Annotated in this window: 12 protein-coding genes; 11 read left to right on the top strand and 1 reads right to left on the bottom strand. The window is 53.6% G+C overall.

The genetic code is table 11. The annotated features are described in order from the left end of the window. Window positions 1–78 precede the first annotated feature (78 nt). The 6 genes from gntK (at window position 79) to LC084_RS17450 (ending at window position 7963) form a co-directional block, all read left to right on the top strand. The gene (gene gntK, locus LC084_RS17475; protein WP_226572443.1) at window positions 79–612 is read left to right on the top strand and encodes a gluconokinase; all 534 of its coding nucleotides are present in this window, start codon (window positions 79–81) and stop codon (window positions 610–612) included. Then, complete coding sequence (gene gntU / locus LC084_RS17470; protein WP_226572442.1) at window positions 609–1949, top strand: gluconate transporter; 1341 nt, start codon at window positions 609–611, stop codon at window positions 1947–1949. Before gntK ends, gntU begins: the two co-directional genes overlap by 4 nt. Before the next feature lie 414 nt (window positions 1950–2363). Beyond that, window positions 2364–5570 carry a T6SS effector BTH_I2691 family protein gene (locus tag LC084_RS17465; protein ID WP_226572441.1) on the top strand — a complete coding sequence of 1069 codons (3207 nt, stop codon included), beginning with the start codon at window positions 2364–2366 and terminating at the stop codon, window positions 5568–5570. A gap of 23 nt (window positions 5571–5593) precedes the next feature. Then, a complete protein-coding gene (locus tag LC084_RS17460) occupies window positions 5594–6334 on the top strand; it encodes a DUF6708 domain-containing protein (RefSeq protein WP_226572440.1) in 741 nt (246 codons plus the stop codon). Window positions 6335–6389: 55 nt separating this feature from the next. After that, window positions 6390–7139, top strand: coding sequence for a DUF6708 domain-containing protein (locus tag LC084_RS17455; protein ID WP_226572439.1), 750 nt, complete (start codon window positions 6390–6392; stop codon window positions 7137–7139). Window positions 7140–7195: 56 nt separating this feature from the next. Further along, on the top strand, window positions 7196–7963 hold the full coding sequence (locus LC084_RS17450; protein WP_226572438.1) for a DUF6708 domain-containing protein: 768 nt from the start codon (window positions 7196–7198) through the stop codon (window positions 7961–7963). A gap of 63 nt (window positions 7964–8026) precedes the next feature. Here LC084_RS17450 and LC084_RS17445 read toward each other — a convergent pair whose 3' ends face one another. After that, window positions 8027–8635 carry a YhgN family NAAT transporter gene (locus LC084_RS17445; protein ID WP_226572437.1) on the bottom strand — a complete coding sequence of 203 codons (609 nt, stop codon included), beginning with the start codon at window positions 8633–8635 and terminating at the stop codon, window positions 8027–8029. A gap of 180 nt (window positions 8636–8815) precedes the next feature. Here LC084_RS17445 and asd point away from each other — a divergent pair, with 180 nt between their 5' ends. The 5 genes from asd to glgA all read left to right on the top strand — a co-directional run bounded on the left by asd (window position 8816) and on the right by glgA (window position 17127). Further along, window positions 8816–9922 (top strand): aspartate-semialdehyde dehydrogenase, encoded by a 1107-nt coding sequence (gene asd / locus LC084_RS17440; RefSeq protein WP_226572436.1) that lies wholly within the window; start codon window positions 8816–8818, stop codon window positions 9920–9922. Between the two features lie 262 nt (window positions 9923–10184). After that, entirely contained in the window at window positions 10185–12386 is a 2202-nt protein-coding gene (gene glgB / locus LC084_RS17435; RefSeq protein ID WP_226572435.1) for a 1,4-alpha-glucan branching enzyme, read from the top strand. Further along, window positions 12364–14343: a glycogen debranching protein GlgX gene (glgX, locus tag LC084_RS17430; RefSeq protein ID WP_226572434.1), complete on the top strand. Its 1980-nt coding sequence runs from the start codon at window positions 12364–12366 to the stop codon at window positions 14341–14343. Before glgB ends, glgX begins: the two co-directional genes overlap by 23 nt. A gap of 11 nt (window positions 14344–14354) precedes the next feature. Next, a complete protein-coding gene (glgC, locus tag LC084_RS17425) occupies window positions 14355–15638 on the top strand; it encodes a glucose-1-phosphate adenylyltransferase (protein ID WP_226572433.1) in 1284 nt (427 codons plus the stop codon). Window positions 15639–15693: 55 nt separating this feature from the next. Continuing rightward, window positions 15694–17127, top strand: coding sequence for a glycogen synthase GlgA (glgA, locus tag LC084_RS17420; RefSeq protein WP_226572432.1), 1434 nt, complete (start codon window positions 15694–15696; stop codon window positions 17125–17127). The last annotated feature ends 15 nt before the right edge of the window (window positions 17128–17142 follow it).

Genomic DNA, 17142 nt, shown 5'->3' with positions numbered 1-17142 from the left:
TTGAACAGCCAACGTTGAAAATGTTACCGATAACAGTTACCCGTAACATTTTTAGCCTGTGCCAGTCGGAGTTACGCTATGAGCACTATTAATCCTGAAAACCGTGTCTATGTCCTGATGGGCGTTTCTGGCAGTGGTAAATCCGCCGTTGCCAGTGAAGTTGCCCATAAATTGCAGGCAGCCTTCCTTGATGGCGATTTTCTGCACCCTCGCTGCAATATCCTGAAAATGGCTTCTGGCGAACCATTAAATGACGATGACCGTACCCCATGGTTGCAAGCGCTTAATGACGCAGCCTTTGCCATGCAGAGAACCAACGCTGTTTCGCTGATTGTGTGTTCCGCACTGAAAAAACGCTACCGCGATATTTTACGCGAAGGTAACCCTAACCTGGCGTTTGTTTACCTCAAAGGGGATTACCAACTGATCGAAAGCCGTTTAAAAGCGCGCAAAGGTCATTTCTTCAAACCCCAAATGCTGGTGACTCAATTCGAGGCTCTGGAAGAGCCCCATGCCGAAGAACGCGATGTGCTGGTGGTTGATATCGATCAACCGCTGGATGGAGTAGTAGCCAGCACAATTGCACAAATCAATAAAGGCAGTGCCAAGTGAGTACATTAACACTCGTTTTAACCGCGGTTGGCGCGGTTCTTTTGCTTCTGTTCCTGGTTATGAAAGCGCGTATGCACGCGTTTTTGGCATTGATGGTTGTCTCTGTGGGTGCTGGCCTGTGTTCGGGTATGCCGCTGGATAAAATTGCGGCTACCATGGAAAAAGGGATGGGCGGTACCCTCGGGTTCCTGGCGGTTGTGGTTGCGCTGGGTGCGATGTTCGGGAAAATTTTGTTTGAAACCGGTGCGGTTGACCAGATTGCCGTCAAAATGTTGAAGTCGTTTGGTCATAACCGTGCGCATTTCGCTATTGGCCTTGCGGGCCTGGTATGCGCATTACCGCTCTTCTTCGAAGTCGCTATCGTTTTGCTTATCAGTGTGGCGTTTTCTATGGCGCGCCATACGGGCACTAACCTGGTGAAACTGGTTATTCCATTGTTTGCTGGTGTGGCGGCGGCTGCGGCATTTTTGGTGCCGGGGCCTGCGCCTATGCTGCTGGCATCACAGATGCACGCCGATTTTGGCTGGATGATCCTGATTGGCCTGTGTGCAGCTGTTCCGGGGATGCTGATTGCCGGGCCACTTTGGGGTAACTTCATCAGCCGTTATGTTGAGTTAAAAGTGCCTGATGATGTCTCTGAGCCGCACCTGGGTGAAGGTAAACTGCCTTCCTTTGGTTTCAGCCTGTCCTTGATTCTGTTACCGCTGGTACTGGTAGGCCTGAAAACTATTGCCGCACATTTTGTGGCGCAGGGTTCAACTGCCTATGAGTGGTTCGAATTTATCGGCCACCCGTTCACCGCAATTTTAGTTGCGTGCCTGGTTGCTATTTATGGCCTGGCAGTACGCCAGGGAATGCCGAAAGAGAAGGTGATGGATATCTGTGGCCAGGCTCTGCAGCCTGCCGGGATTATCCTGCTGGTGATTGGTGCTGGTGGTGTATTTAAACAGGTACTGGTTGATTCAGGCGTTGGCCCGGCATTGGGTGAAGCGCTGACCGGGATGGGTCTGCCCATTGCGGTAACCTGTTTTATCCTGGCTGCAGCAGTGCGTATTATTCAGGGCTCCGCGACAGTTGCCTGCCTGACAACAGTTGGCCTGGTTATGCCGGTTATCAGTCAGTTGAACTTCTCTGGCGCACAACTGGCAGCGCTGTCAATTTGTATTGGCGGTGGCTCAATTGTGGTCAGCCACGTAAACGACGCGGGTTTCTGGTTATTTGGCCGGTTTACCGGTGCATCTGAAGCACAAACCCTGAAAACCTGGACCATGATGGAAACCATCCTGGGAACCACTGGCGCAATTGTTGGTGCCATTGCTTTCACTTTGCTGTCGTAACGTGATGTGTGGCATGGCTGTCAGCCAGTATTGACTGGTTTTTTATAGGAGGGCCTTCTTTGAAGGCCCTTTTTAATGCTCAACATCTGTCTGTTTACCCTTCTGCTGTTTGTTCTGCCTGTTATTCCCGGTATGAATATTTCCCGCCATTGCGGGCAATGACCGCGTTGATCATTCGGAACACCCTGTTACAGCCTGATTACCGGCTACTGATCCGGATTAACTGACTATTGCTTCGTTATTTCCGCCTGACGGGTTAACGGATTTATGTTGTAGGCTGCACCCGGCTTAATGATTTTTGCAGATTTCCCTCAGTCCTGCCTCTGCCGCCCGGTGGTCCACAACCCGTTTACCGGATGGTGGGGTTCCAGGCCCTGCATCCTGCCGGGCCTTTAACGGAAAGGAGTTCCGGCGATGAATATCAAAGAACAGATTGCCCGTAATGCACTCGCAGCACGCCAGGCTGCGGCAGCGCCCTCTGGCTGTAAAGCCTGCAGCCGGCAGGGTGTGGCCATTTACCCGTTGCGGGTGGCGGCTGTGCCCGCTTTTCTGGTGCATCCTGCCTGGCGTCCGGCGGTGCCTGAGCAGGCGGTTCCCCTGGCCGGAGGGGAATTCAAGTATGCCCTGCGCACCCTGCGTGGCGGGTACGTCTATGTGCTGCTGGACGGGGAAATCTGGCAGGGGTACCAGGTGACCCCGGAAGGGTACCTGCGCCAGTTTAATGTGGAAGAGATGCCGGCCAGCCCGGACATCCCGCCCCTGAATACCGCCTGCCGGAGACAGCACCATGACATCCTGGCCAGTTTTATCACCATCGCACCCCATCACACGGATATTCGCATGGCATTCAGCAGCGACCCGTGGAGCATGGACGTCCTGGATGCCTGGCGCAGCAAAAACGGCCCGTCTGCGCGTTTTACCCAACTGACCCTGTCCGGGGGGCAGGTGAGCGCCACGCAGCCGCACCGGCACCGGGCGCTGGAGCCTTCCCTGGACACCCTGAAAGCCCAGGTTGCTGAGTTTGCCGTGGAATCCTTCCCGTCGGTGGCCGGTCGTGATGGCACCCCGGGCGGGGCGCACGGCTTTTATCCGCGCACGAACAGGGAAAAGCAGCGGGTGCTGGGGCTGCACCTTGCCCGTGCTGAGCAACAGTACGGTGCGCCGGTCAGTGCCGTGGTGCTGGATGACATTGTCGGGGTGGTACAGGAATTAAACCACAGCCGGCTGGACGTGACGGACGCGCTGGCGGCGTACACCGGGCAAAAGAAGGTGATTCACCAGTTGATGGTGTCGGAAAGCATTCTGGCACTCCGTGAAGGCACCCGGTTGCGGGTGCATAATGACCCGCAACTGAAAGGGTTTTCCACGCCGGGTTACCACGGCTCGTTTACCCTGAGCCGGGAGGCGGAGGTGGCCCTCAGAACGCATGAAGCGTTAAGACGGATGGAGCGGTTTTATCATGAGCCTGCCCGGGCGGAGTTTGCCCGTGAATATGAAAGCATGGTGGGCAGCCATCGCCGGCGTATTGCAGCCATCTGGCAGGACCTGGCGCAGCTGCAGGGCTCTGCCGCCTGGCAGGGCATAATGCAGGACGACTATGCACCGGAGCACAGTGTGCTCAGCTGGTCGTTTCTGTTGCGTACACTGGCCTGCTGCCTGCATGGCGGGCCGCATAAAGACGTGCCGGAAGAGCGGGCCGGGCAGGCGGAAGACAACGCGGATTTTTCCGGCTGGCGGGCCTGGCTGGAGAACCCGGCCAGCCCGCTGTTTGTGGCCATGCTGGGGGGGCAGAAAGTGTCTGCCGGGGTGTTCGGCGGGCTGTTTTCGTATGCCGACCTGAAATCAGCCCTCACCAGCAGCGAAGTCAGCCAGTTTGTGAACAGTGAGGTGTACCAGCGCCAGGCGGCGAGCCTGGTCACGGCGGTGAGCGGGGCGTTTGCTCACCTGCGCCATACCCTGCCTGAGAGGGTCAGAAACGGGGTGGAGCGGGTGGTGATGGCGGTGGGCAGTGCCACCACCGGTGGCCCGGGTGTGGGTGTCTTTACCGGGGAGATGACGGTGCGGGACTTTCAGTCACAGGTCCGCCGCCAGTTAACCGCCCACGGGCGGCCTTTATGGACCACCCGCACGTCCCCGGACGGGCAGTTTACCCGTACCACCAGTGCCCGGCACCCGCCACAGATAACGGATGCGGAGATACTGAACCGCAGAATCAGGGTGCGGCTGGCACTGCCGCTGAACAGCCCGGAGCTGCTGGCCGGGGTAACGGGGATGACCCCGGAGGCGATGAGCAGTGCGCTGAAAAACGGGGATATCGCCCTCAGTGATGCAGAGATAAAACGCGTGGCCCGGGCGCAGGCCCGGATTTCTCCGCACCTGCAGAGCGGGGTGCTGGGTCTGGTGCTGGCCGGGGTGATGGTCAGCACCACGGCCGATAATCTGGCAGCCCTGAAAAGTGCGATGCCCGGCGACACCCTGGCAGAAATGGCGCTGGCATCCGGTGTGCTGATACTGATGGCGTCAGCCGTGGAAATTGTGGGGCAGAGCGCGGCGGTACTGAACCTGTTTAACAAGGGAGATATCCTGCTGAGAGCCGCCGGGGTCATTGCCGGGCTGGCGGTGGTTATTCAGGGTGTGGCACTGGGATTACGGGCAGTTAATGCGTGGCAGTCAGGAGACTGGGCTGCCTCAGTGTTATATGGTATGGCTGCATTCATTACTTTAGGGGCTGGATTTATTGCGATTCATTATAGCGCTGCCGGCACTTTAACCCTGCTTGGCCCGGTAGGCTGGTGTATTGCCCTGGGTATTCTGGCCGCCACCCTGGTGGCATTAGGCAACCGCTATATCCGCTCCCCGCTGGAGCGCTGGCTGAGCCACTGCTGCTTTGGTAACCGTAACAGGTGCGATGAACGCGAACCGGTCTGGCACCCGCAAAGCCTGGAAGACCTGCAGGAGTGCCTGGACGCGCTGGCGATTATAACCAGCGGGGTGTCGGTGCAACTGCGTTATGACCGGCTGGCCGCGCTGAGCAAAGCGGCTCCATTACCGGGCACCCGTCTGCTGGCGGCCCGGGTCATTCTGGCAGACTGCCACCCGGAAAACTCCGCCTGGCGGGCGGAACTGGCGGGTATCACCCACGGGGGAATACGCCAGGTACTGGCATGCAGTGCCTCCGCAGACCAGCAGGGTAACCTGCCACCACTGCAGCCACAGACCTATGAAGCCCTGCGGGTACAGTATTCCCGCGCGTATGTCATGGTGCCGAATCCCCAACCGGTCAGGCAGGTCACTGCCGCCACCACGCTGGCAGAAACCTGGTTTACCCGGGAACAGGCACCGGAGCCGGGCCGGCAGGATGACACCGGGAGGGCACGGGCAGAACAGCCGCTTCAGGGCCTGGCATCAGGCAGCACCTTCCCGCAAGGCAATGCCACGACAGCGGGCTCACAGCCGGAAAAAAACGGTGAGCAGAAAAAGCCGGAGCCCCACGGGTTGCAACTGGACGGCACCTTTCCCCTTAACACCACCCGTTTTAAGCGTGCGGAACTGTCGGTGGTCTGGTGGCCGGATAAATCACTGCCGGACGAATACCTGCAACTGGCCACCCATATAGACTGATGCGCTAACAAGGATGAATAACCATGTCTTTTATGCAGTTTGATTACCCCAAACCCCGTTTGCACCCCAAACACAACAACTGGCGTGAAGACCTGCCGGAAAACCATGAGCCACAACTGGTGCCGCCGCAACTGCGCTGGCTGACGGAGCGGAATGATATTTACCTGGAAGTGCCCCGTTACCGGATTGAAGTGATGTGGTGGATGATAATCTTGGCAGCATCACAAGCCGTTTTTTCGATGTTTTTCTTACTATGGCTATTTATTTCAATACAAATATATAGTCTGGCAGTTATCTCTATAGTGGTCTTTTCCTCATTCACATTTCATTCTCTCAGAATGTTTTTTGTCGCTCCCCGCAGCCTGCCAATACGCCTGAACCGCAAGCGGCAAAAACTCTATGTCTATAACTATAAACAGCCCTGGCAGCCCTGGCGGAAAGCCATAATCCGTATCAGTGTGTATAACTGGGCAGATATCCACGGAGAAGTCCATTTTGAAAGCACCCCGGGGATCCGTGGCTACCACCTGTATGGGGCACAGTGTGAACCCGGCACCCACCAGGTGGTGGAACGTTTTGTGCTGGCGAAAGAGTGGGGGGAGCGGGAGCAACTGAACCAAATCTGGAGTTACCTGTGTATGTATATGCAGCACGACGATGAACTGCCACCGCCGCGCAATGCCGGAACTGCGGACTTCTGGCAACCCCGCAAGGCCGATGCCTGGCCGGAAGCCATGGAGCGGGAATCTACCAGCACACCGTAGACACACCGGCAACGGCCACCCATATGGACTGATGCGCTAACAAGGATGAATAACCATGTCTTTTATGCAGTTTGATTACCCCACACCCCGTTTGCACCCCAAACACAATAACTGGTGTGAAGACCTGCCGGAAAACCATGAGCCCCAGCTGGTGCCGCCGCAACTGCGCTGGCTGACAGAGCGGAATGATATTTACCTGGAAGTGCCCCGTTACCGGACTGAGGTGATGTGGGGAGGAATGATTTTTTTGGTAGTTATATTCACTTTTATTATTTTCTTTCTTGCCTTTTATAGTATCGCGATTGCTCATTATTTTTTTGTCATCACTGCCTTTTTAACCTCTATCGTCATTTTATGTTTAGTTTTTTTTGCCCTGAAAACTTATTTCATAGAACCTCGCAGCCTGCCAATACGCCTGAACCGCAAGCGGCAAAAACTCTATGTGTATAACTATAAACAGCCCTGGCAGCCCTGGCGGAAAGCCATAATCCGTATCAGTGTGTATAACTGGGCAGATATCCACGGAGAAGTCCATTTTGAAAGCACCCCGGGTATCCGTGGCTACCACCTGTATGGGGCGTTGTGTGAACCCGGCACCCACCAGGTGGTGGAGCGATTTGTGCTGGCGAAAGAGTGGGGGGAGCGGGAGCAACTGAACCAAATCTGGAGTTACCTGTGCATGTATATGCAGCACGACGATGAACTGCCACCGCCGCGCAATGCCGGAACCGCGGACTTCTGGCAACCCCGCAAGGCCGATGCCTGGCCGGAAACCATGGAGCGGGAATCCACCAGCACACCGTAGACACACCGGCAACTGGCCACCCATATGGACTGATACGCTAACAAGGATGAATAACCATGTCTTTTATGCAGTTTGAGTACCCCACACCCCGTTTGCACCCCAAACACAACAACTGGTGTGAAGACCTGCCGGAAAACCATGAGCCCCAGCTGGTGCCGCCACAACTGCGCTGGCTGACAGAGCGGAATGATATTTACCTGGAAGTGCCCCGTTACCGGATTGAGGTGATGTGGGGAGGAATGTTGCTTTCGGCATTCCTGTCGTTAGCCTGTGCTGTATTATCCTTGATATTGGCATTTGTCATGACAGCCGGACTTAAATGGTATGATTTATATGGAATATTGATATGGCTTTGGGCAGGGGGGTTTTTCCCTCCTTTGATACTTTATTGTTTAAAAATGTACTTTGTAGAGCCCCGCAGCCTGCCAATACGCCTGAACCGCAAGCGGCAAAAACTCTATGTGTATAACTATAAACAGCCCTGGCAGCCCTGGCGGAAGGCCATAACCCGTATCAGTGTGTATAACTGGGCAGATATCCACGGAGAAGTCCATTTTGAAAGCACCCCGGGTATCCGTGGCTACCACCTGTATGGAGCGTTGTGTGAACCCGGCACCCACCAGGTGGTGGAACGCTTTGTGCTGGCGAAAGAGTGGGGGGAGCGGGAGCAACTGAACCAAATCTGGAGTTACCTGTGTATGTATATGCAGCACGACGATGAACTGCCACCGCCGCGCAATGCCGGAACTGCGGATTTCTGGCAACCCCGCAAGGCCGATGCCTGGCCGGAAGCTATGGAGCGGGAATCTACCAGCACACCGTAACTATGGGACTGCAGATACTTTTATTTTCATATTGTAGCTGCAGACTTTCCGACAAGAGGGGTATTACCCATGCACCGGTATACCCTGCATCCAGGTACGAATACCGTCCAGAAACATCTGAGTGGCGATCATCACCAAAATAAGCCCCATCAACCTTTCCAGCGCATTAACGCCTTTTTCACCCAATAGCCGTAAAAACAGTGAAGACTGCAGCAAAATAATGAAGGTACCTCCCCATGCAACCAGAAGGGCAATCACTAAATGCCCCATTTGGTTGGGGTACTGGTGGGAAAGCAGCATTAGTGTTGCCAGCAGCGATGGCCCGGCAACCAGCGGAATCGCCAGCGGCACAATAAAAGGCTCTTCACCGGCTGGCAGGCCACTTGAACTTCCCGTGGGGGCAGGGAAAATCATCCGAATGGCAATCAGGAATAAAATTATCCCGCCTGAAATGGACACGGTTTCTGCGTGTAAATTAAGTAATGACAGGATTTTCTCACCTGCAAATAAGAAAATCAGCATAAACAACAACGCGATTAATAACTCCCTTATCATTATTCTGCGGCGTCGTTTTGGCTCGGTATGCTTCAGTACAGACATGAAAATGGGTAAATTTCCGAGAGGATCCATAATCAGGATCAACAAAACTGCTGCGGAAATGATTTCATTCATAAATAAATTTCCATAATAATGAATTCGGAATTTCTGCTAAATAAGTCGTGCTTCTGATGAGATGGTCATCATTGATTAATTTCACTTGCGACTTTAGCTGCTTTTTGTAAGGTGAAAGGATAAACCGGTTCCCTCACGGGTACACAAAAAACGCACACATCTTTGCAGGAAAGATAAGTTATGAAAAATGTTGGTTTTATCGGATGGCGTGGCATGGTTGGTTCCGTGCTCATGCAGCGCATGGTTGAAGAGCGCGATTTTGACGCCATTAACCCCATCTTCTTCTCTACCTCTCAAACTGGGCAGGCCGCACCTGCGTTCGGCGGGAAACCTGCTGGCACATTGCAGGATGCCGGGAACCTGGACGCATTGAAAGCCCTGGATATTATCGTGACCTGCCAGGGCGGCGATTATACCAATGAAATCTATCCAAAGCTGCGGGAAAGCGGCTGGAAAGGTTACTGGATAGATGCCGCATCTTCCCTGCGAATGAAAGATGATGCCATTATCATTCTGGACCCGGTTAACCAGAAGGTTATTGACGATGGCCTGAACAAAGGCATTAACACATTTGTTGGCGGTAACTGTACTGTCAGCCTGATGCTGATGTCCCTGGGCGGTTTGTTTGCCAATGACCTGGTTGAGTGGGCATCTGTTGCGACTTACCAGGCGGCTTCCGGTGGCGGTGCCCGACATATGCGCGAACTGCTGGCGCAAATGGGGCAGTTGCATCACGAAGTGGCGGCAGAACTGGCTGACCCGGCATCGGCTATTCTGGATATTGAACGCAAAGTAACCACGCTGACTCGCAGTGGTGCGTTGCCGGTTGATAACTTCGGTGTACCGCTGGCCGGTAGCCTGATCCCCTGGATTGATAAACAACTTGATAACGGCCAGAGCCGTGAAGAGTGGAAAGGCCAGGCAGAAACCAACAAAATTCTCGGAACCACATCAACAATTCCTGTGGATGGCCTGTGTGTGCGCGTTGGCGCATTACGCTGCCATAGCCAGGCTTTCACGCTGAAACTGAAAAAAGACGTGTCCGTTGCGACCATCGAATCAATGCTTGCTGCGCACAACGACTGGGTGAAAGTGGTTCCGAATGACCGGGAAATCAGCATGCGTGAACTGACACCTGCTGCGGTAACCGGCACATTGTCTACGCCGGTTGGGCGCCTGCGTAAACTTAACATGGGCCCAGAATACCTTTCTGCTTTTACTGTTGGCGACCAACTGCTGTGGGGCGCTGCTGAACCGTTGCGTCGTATGCTGCGCCAGCTTGCCTGATTAGCATTTTATCCTACGCGGGAGGGGATCCCCTCCCGTTTTCTTGCGCACTACATGGAGTAAACGCGATGTTCATTTTTTTCTCGGGAGTTAGCTAAACCATTGACTATGCTTAAAGAGAGCGTGCTTGCCACGTTTCTGCTTTTTGTGTGACAGAGTAGCAGGGAGAAAGACTGCACTGTCAGGTCGATAAAATAAGTGGGCATGCCTGCGCACATGCGTAAATCGGACAGGCATGACACATAAAAACAGGATGCTTACCATGTCTGTATGTATTGATAAGGACGTGATAACTGCGCTTTTTGCTGGCCAGAATTCGGACCCGTTTTCCGTGCTGGGCATGCATAAAACTGATGCCGGGCTGGAAGTTCGCGCATTGTTACCTGATGCCACGGATGTTTGGGTTATTGAACCGAAAACGGGCCGGAAAATCGGCCAGCTTACATGTCTTGATTCTCGCGGTTTCTTTGCCGCGGTGTTACCTCGCAGAAAAAATCCCTTTCGCTACCAATTAGCTGTGTCCTGGCATGGGCAACAGAACCTGATAGACGATCCGTATTGTTTCGGGCCTTTATTGCCGGAAATGGACGGCTGGTTATTGTCGGAAGGCACCCATATGCGCCCTTACGAAGCGATGGGCGCGCATGCTGCGACCATGGATGGCGTGACAGGAACGCGGTTTACTGTCTGGGCACCGAATGCCCGCCGGGTTTCCGTGGTTGGGGAGTTTAATTTTTGGGATGGGCGACGCCACCCTATGCGCTTACGCCGAGAATCGGGGATTTGGGAAATCTTCATTCCAGGGGCGCACAATGGGCAGCTCTACAAATTCGAGTTGCTGGATTGCCACGGCAACTTACGCATTAAATCAGACCCGTATGCGTTTGAAGCGCAAATGCGCCCTGATACGGCATCAATGATCTGCGGGTTACCACCAAAACAGACAATCAGTGAATCACGCCAGCGCGCGAACGACTTCGACGCCCCCATTTCAATTTATGAAGTGCATCTCGGTTCCTGGCGCCGCCATACCGATAACAACTTCTGGCTAAGTTACCGGGAGCTTGCGGAACAGCTCGTGCCGTATGTGAAAAGTATGGGGTTTACCCATATCGAACTGTTACCTATCAATGAGCACCCGTTTGATGGCAGTTGGGGTTACCAGCCTCAGGGGTTATATGCGCCAACCCGGCGTTTTGGTACACGTGATGATTTTCACTATTTTATTGACGCGGCCCATGCAGCCGGGTTGAACGTCATTCTTGACTGGGTGCCGGGCCATTTCCCGGTAGACGATGCCGGTTTAGCGCGTTTTGATGGCACAGCGTTGTATGAACACCAGGACCCACGTGAAGGTTACCATCAGGACTGGAACACCCTGATTTATAACTTTGGCCGCCGTGAAGTGCAGAACTTCCTGGTGGGTAATGCACTGTACTGGATGGAGCGGTTTGGTATTGATGGCCTGCGTGTAGATGCCGTCGCCTCAATGGTTTATCGCGATTACAGCCGTGCTGAAGGTGAATGGATCCCCAACGAGTTCGGTGGGCGTGAAAACCTCGAGGCTATCGCTTTCTTACGCCAGACTAACCAGATAATTGGTAAGGAAGTGCCTGGTGCCGTGACAATGGCGGAAGAATCCACCGATTTCCCCGGCGTTTCCCGGCCAGATGGCCTCGCATTCTGGTTTAAATGGAACATGGGCTGGATGCATGACACGCTGAATTACATGAAGCTGGACCCGGTACACCGGCAATATCACCACGACCAGATGACGTTCGGTATGCTGTACAACTACAGCGAAAACTTTGTACTCCCTCTTTCTCACGATGAAGTGGTTCACGGGAAACGGTCTATTCTTGATCGTATGCCCGGTGATGCCTGGCAAAAGTTTGCCAACTTACGCGCTTATTACGCCTGGATGTGGGCCTTTCCTGGTAAAAAATTGTTATTCATGGGGAATGAATTCGCGCAGGGGCGTGAGTGGAACCATGATACCAGCCTGGACTGGCATTTGCTGGAAGGTAAGGATAACTGGCATAACGGCGTACAGCGCCTGGTGCGCGACCTGAACCACACCTATCGCCACCACAAAGCGTTGCATCAACTAGACTTTGACTCTTATGGGTTTGAATGGCTGGTTGTTGACGATAAGGCCAACTCAGTATTCGCGTTTATCCGGCGTGACAAGCAGGGTAATGAAATCATTGTGGTGAGCAATTTCACCCCGGTTCCTCGCGAGCACTACCGTATAGGGGTTAACCAGCCTGGCCGTTGGCGCGAAGCCATTAATACCGATTCTCAGTACTACCATGGCAGTAATATGGGCAATGGCGGCATCATCCAAAGTGATGTTATCCAAAGCCATGGGCGTGAACACTCGTTGTGTTTAACCGTGCCGCCGTTGGCGACAATTTGGCTGGTACGTGAGGGGGATGTCGATGACGCAACTGCTGGCGGGTAATTCTGCGCCCCTTGGCGCGGTGTTTGATGGCCACGGTGTGAACTTCACTTTGTTCTCAGCTAATGCGGAGCAGGTTGTGTTGTGCCTGTTTGGCGAAGACGGCAACGAAGAGCGCCATTTATTACCCGCCCGTACTGGCGATATCTGGCATGGTTACCTACCCGGAGCCCGTCCTGGTTTGCAGTATGGTTACCGCGTGCATGGCCCCTGGTTGCCAGAACAAGGGCACCGGTTTAACCCGGAAAAGTTGCTACTGGATCCGTGTGCCCGCCTTGTCATTGGTGGTGTTCCTGATAACGCGTTGTTCCATGGTGGCCTGGATAACCCCGACCACCGGGATAACAGCGGCGTTATGCCGCGCTGCGTAGTTGTTCACTCTCATTTTGAATGGGAAGACGATGAACCGCTGCGTACTCCCTGGGGCGAAACGGTAATTTATGAAGCCCATGTGCGTGGCCTTACGCGCCTTCATCCGGGCATTCCCGCGGAGTTGCGCGGCACTTACCTCGCATTGGCTCACCCCGTTATGCTCGATTATTTCAGGCAACTGGGGATTACTGCACTGGAGTTAATGCCAGTGATTCAGTTTGCGACAGAACCACGTTTGCAGCAGATGGGGCTCAGCAATTATTGGGGCTATAACCCGCTGGCGATGTATTGCCCGGAGCCGGGGTATGCTTCACACCCTGAAGCCGCAAGGGCTGAGCTATGCACTGCAGTTAAAGCGTTACACCAGGCGGGGATAGAAGTTGTCCTGGATATTGTGCTCAATCACACAGCAGAAACTGATCTTTTTGGCCCAACATTTAGCTGGCGAGGAATTGATAACGCCAGCTATTACTGGCTACAGGGCAACGGGGATTACCACAACTGGACGGGGTGTGGTAACACGCTGAATCTGAGCCACCCGGCGGTGGTGGATATGGTGGTTGATAATCTGCGCTACTGGGTAGAGGAATTTCATGTTGATGGTTTCCGCTTTGATTTGGCGAGTGTGATGGGGCGTACCCCGGAATTTCGCCAGGATGCCCCCTTGTTTGAAGCGATTCGCCAGGACCCATTGTTATCGCAAGTGAAATTGATTGCTGAACCCTGGGATATTGGGCCGGGTGGTTATCAGGTGGGAAATTTCCCGCCACTGTTTGCTGAATGGAATGACCATTTTCGCGATGGTATGCGGCGTTTCTGGCTTGGTGATGGCTCAAATCCTGGTGAGTTTGCCTGCCGGTTTGCGGCCTCCAGCGATGTGTTTCGCCACCAGGGGCGCAGCCCTTCGGCCAGCATTAACCTGGTGACAGCTCACGATGGTTTTACGCTGCGTGATTGTGTCAGTTTCAACCACAAGCATAACGAAGCGAATGGCGAAGAAAACCGCGATGGAACCAGTGCGAATTTCAGTAATAACCATGGTGAGGAAGGCCCAACAGGCAATATTCATATTCAGGAACGCCGCCGCCATTCAGCTCATGGCTTACTGGCGACTTTGTTGCTTGCTCAGGGGACGCCAATGTTATTGGCAGGCGATGAGCACGGGCACACCCAGCACGGCAATAACAATGCCTACTGCCAGGATAATGAGCTGACCTGGCTGGATTGGGCGAATAAGAATGAAGGGTTGATGGCGTTTACTGCCGAATTACTCAAACTTAGAAAGCACATCCCTGCACTGGTCCGTAACCAGTGGTGGGATGAGGGGGATGGTAGCGTTGTCTGGCTTAACCGCCAGGCCAGGTCGCTTAGCCCTGATGAGTGGCAGTCAGAGATAAAGCAATTGCAGGTGCTGCTTTCAGGGCAGTGGCTGATAACCCTGAATGCTACGCAGTCTGTGAGTGAATTTGTTTTACCCGAAGGGGAATGGCGTGCTGTCCCCCCATTTGCCGGAGAGGACAACCCGGTTGTAATGGCTGTATGGCATGGGCCCGCGCACGGAGTGTGCGTTTTTACCGGTCATAAATAAAGGAGTCAGTCATGATAAAATTCGAGAAGAACGATTCGTTGATGTTGGCGCGTGAGCTGCCAATGAAGTCCGTTGCCCTTATTCTTGCGGGTGGGCGAGGAACGCGCTTAAAAGATTTAACCTCAATGCGCGCCAAGCCTGCGGTTCACTTCGGCGGTAAATTTCGCATTATTGATTTCGCCCTGTCTAATTGTATCAATTCTGGTATTCGCCGTATTGGCGTTATTACACAATATCAATCACATACACTGGTGCAGCATATTCAGCGAGGCTGGTCATTTTTCAATGAAGAAATGAATGAATTCGTTGATTTACTGCCCGCACAGCAGCGTGTGCACGGTGAAAACTGGTATCGCGGCACTGCCGATGCCGTAACGCAGAACCTGGATATTATTCGGCGCTATAAAGCGAGCTATGTGGTGATCCTTGCCGGTGATCATATCTATAAGCAGGATTACTCACGCATGTTGATTGACCATGTGGAGAAAGGGGCTAAATGTACTGTTGCTTGCATGCCTGTTCCTATTGATGAAGCCCGTGCATTTGGGGTAATGGCTGTCGACACAGAAGAGCGCATCATTGATTTTGTTGAAAAACCAGAGCAACCACCAGCGATGCCCAATGATGAAACCAAATCGCTGGCGAGTATGGGAATCTATGTGTTTGACGCAGAGTATCTTTATCAGTTGTTGGAAGAAGATGATAAAGATGAGCAGTCTAGCCATGACTTCGGTAAAGACATCATCCCCAAAATTACCAAAGCAGGTGAAGCGTTTGCTCACCCTTTCCCTTTGTCCTGCGTGCAGTCAGACCCCGAATCAGAGCCTTACTGGCGTGATGTAGGTACGCTGGAAGCCTACTGGAAAGCCAACCTGGATTTAGCTTCAGTCACCCCCGAACTGGATATGTATGACCAGAAATGGCCAATTCGTACCCATATGGAGCCACTTCCTCCGGCTAAGTTTGTGCAGGACCGCTCGGGTAGCCATGGCATGACACTGAACTCTTTGGTGTCTGGTGGTTGCATTATTTCGGGGTCAGTAGTGGTGCAGTCTGTGTTGTTCCCCCGTGTGCGGGTGAACTCATTTTGCAATATTGATTCCGCTGTGCTCTTGCCTGATGTGTGGATCGGCCGTTCGTGCCGTTTACGACGCTGCATTATTGACAGAGCTTGCGTCATTCCTGAAGGAATGGTGATTGGTGAGAATGCCGAAGAGGATGCCCGTCGTTTTTATCGCTCCGAAGAAGGCATTGTTCTGGTAACGCGTGAAATGCTGGCCCGCCTGGAGGCCTGAACAACAGGGAGCCTTCACTGACAAAGTGTGGGCCAAACATTGAACGGGAGCAACAATGCAGGTTTTACATGTATGTTCTGAAATGTTTCCGCTGCTGAAAACTGGTGGCCTGGCGGATGTAATTGGTGCGTTACCTGCTGCACAAATTGCGGGTGGAGTGGATACGCGTGTTCTGTTGCCTTCTTTTCCGGATATTCGTAAAGGCATCACTGACGCACAAGTGGTAACCCGGCGGGATACGTTTGCGGGCCCGATGACACTGCTGTATGGGCATTTTAATGGTGTGGGCATCTATTTGATTGATGCACCACACCTTTATGAGCGCCCTGGGAGCCCGTACCACGATACCAATTTGCATGCCTATACCGATAATGTGCTGCGGTTTGCCCTGTTGGGTTGGGTGGGCAGTGAGCTGGCTTGTGGCCTGGATTTGTTCTGGCAACCAGATGTGGTTCATGCCCATGACTGGCATGCTGGCCTGGCACCGGCATATCTCGCCGCGCGTGGGCGGCCAGCAAAATCGGTATTTACTGTGCATAACCTTGCCTACCAGGGGTTGTTCTATGCCAAACACATGGCAGAGATCCAGTTGCCAGGCGAGTTTTTCAATATGCATGGCCTGGAGTTCAACGGGCAAATTTCTTTCCTGAAAGCGGGTCTCTACTATTCTGATCACATTACCGCCGTGAGCCCTACCTATGCTCGCGAGATAACCGAGTCACAGTATGGCTATGGTATGGAAGGGTTGTTAACCCAGCGGCACAGGGAAGGGCGGTTGAGTGGGATCCTTAACGGTGTGGATGAAAAAATTTGGGATCCGGCCCATGATTTATTGCTCACTGCAGCCTACGATCGTGATTCTGTGGAAGCGAAAGCGGAAAACAAACGCCAGCTCCAGATAGCCATGGGGCTAAAGGTTAATGACAAAGTGCCGTTGTTTGCAGTAGTAAGCCGGCTGACCAGCCAGAAAGGGCTGGATTTGGTGCTTGAGGCACTGCCGGGCTTACTGGAGCAAGGTGGGCAACTGGCGCTGCTGGGAGCAGGAGACCCAGTTCTGCAAGAGGGTTTCCTTGCAGCCGCTGCAGAGCACCCCGGGCAGGTTGGGGTACAAATAGGTTATCACGAGGCGTTCTCCCACCGAATAATGGGCGGTGCAGATGTGATTCTGGTACCGAGCAGGTTCGAACCCTGTGGGTTAACGCAATTGTATGGGCTGAAATATGGCACGTTGCCGTTGGTGCGACGTACGGGAGGTTTGGCGGATACCGTTTCAGATTGCTCGTTGGAAAACCTGGCTGATGGTCTCGCCAGTGGTTTTGTATTCGAAGACAGTAATGCCCTTTCGCTGCTACGGGCGATTCGTCGGGCTTTTGTGTTGTGGTCACGCCCATCGTTATGGCGCTATGTCCAGCGCCAGGCGATGAGTATGGACTTTGGCTGGCAGGTAGCGGCGCAGTCCTACCGCGAACTTTATCAACGCTTGATTTAGTCTCCAGGAATCACT

The sequence above is a fragment of the Mangrovibacter yixingensis genome (assembly GCF_020523985.1).
Classification (GTDB): Bacteria; Pseudomonadota; Gammaproteobacteria; order Enterobacterales; family Enterobacteriaceae; genus Mangrovibacter; species Mangrovibacter yixingensis.
This window is presented reverse-complemented; position numbering and strand designations above follow the sequence as displayed.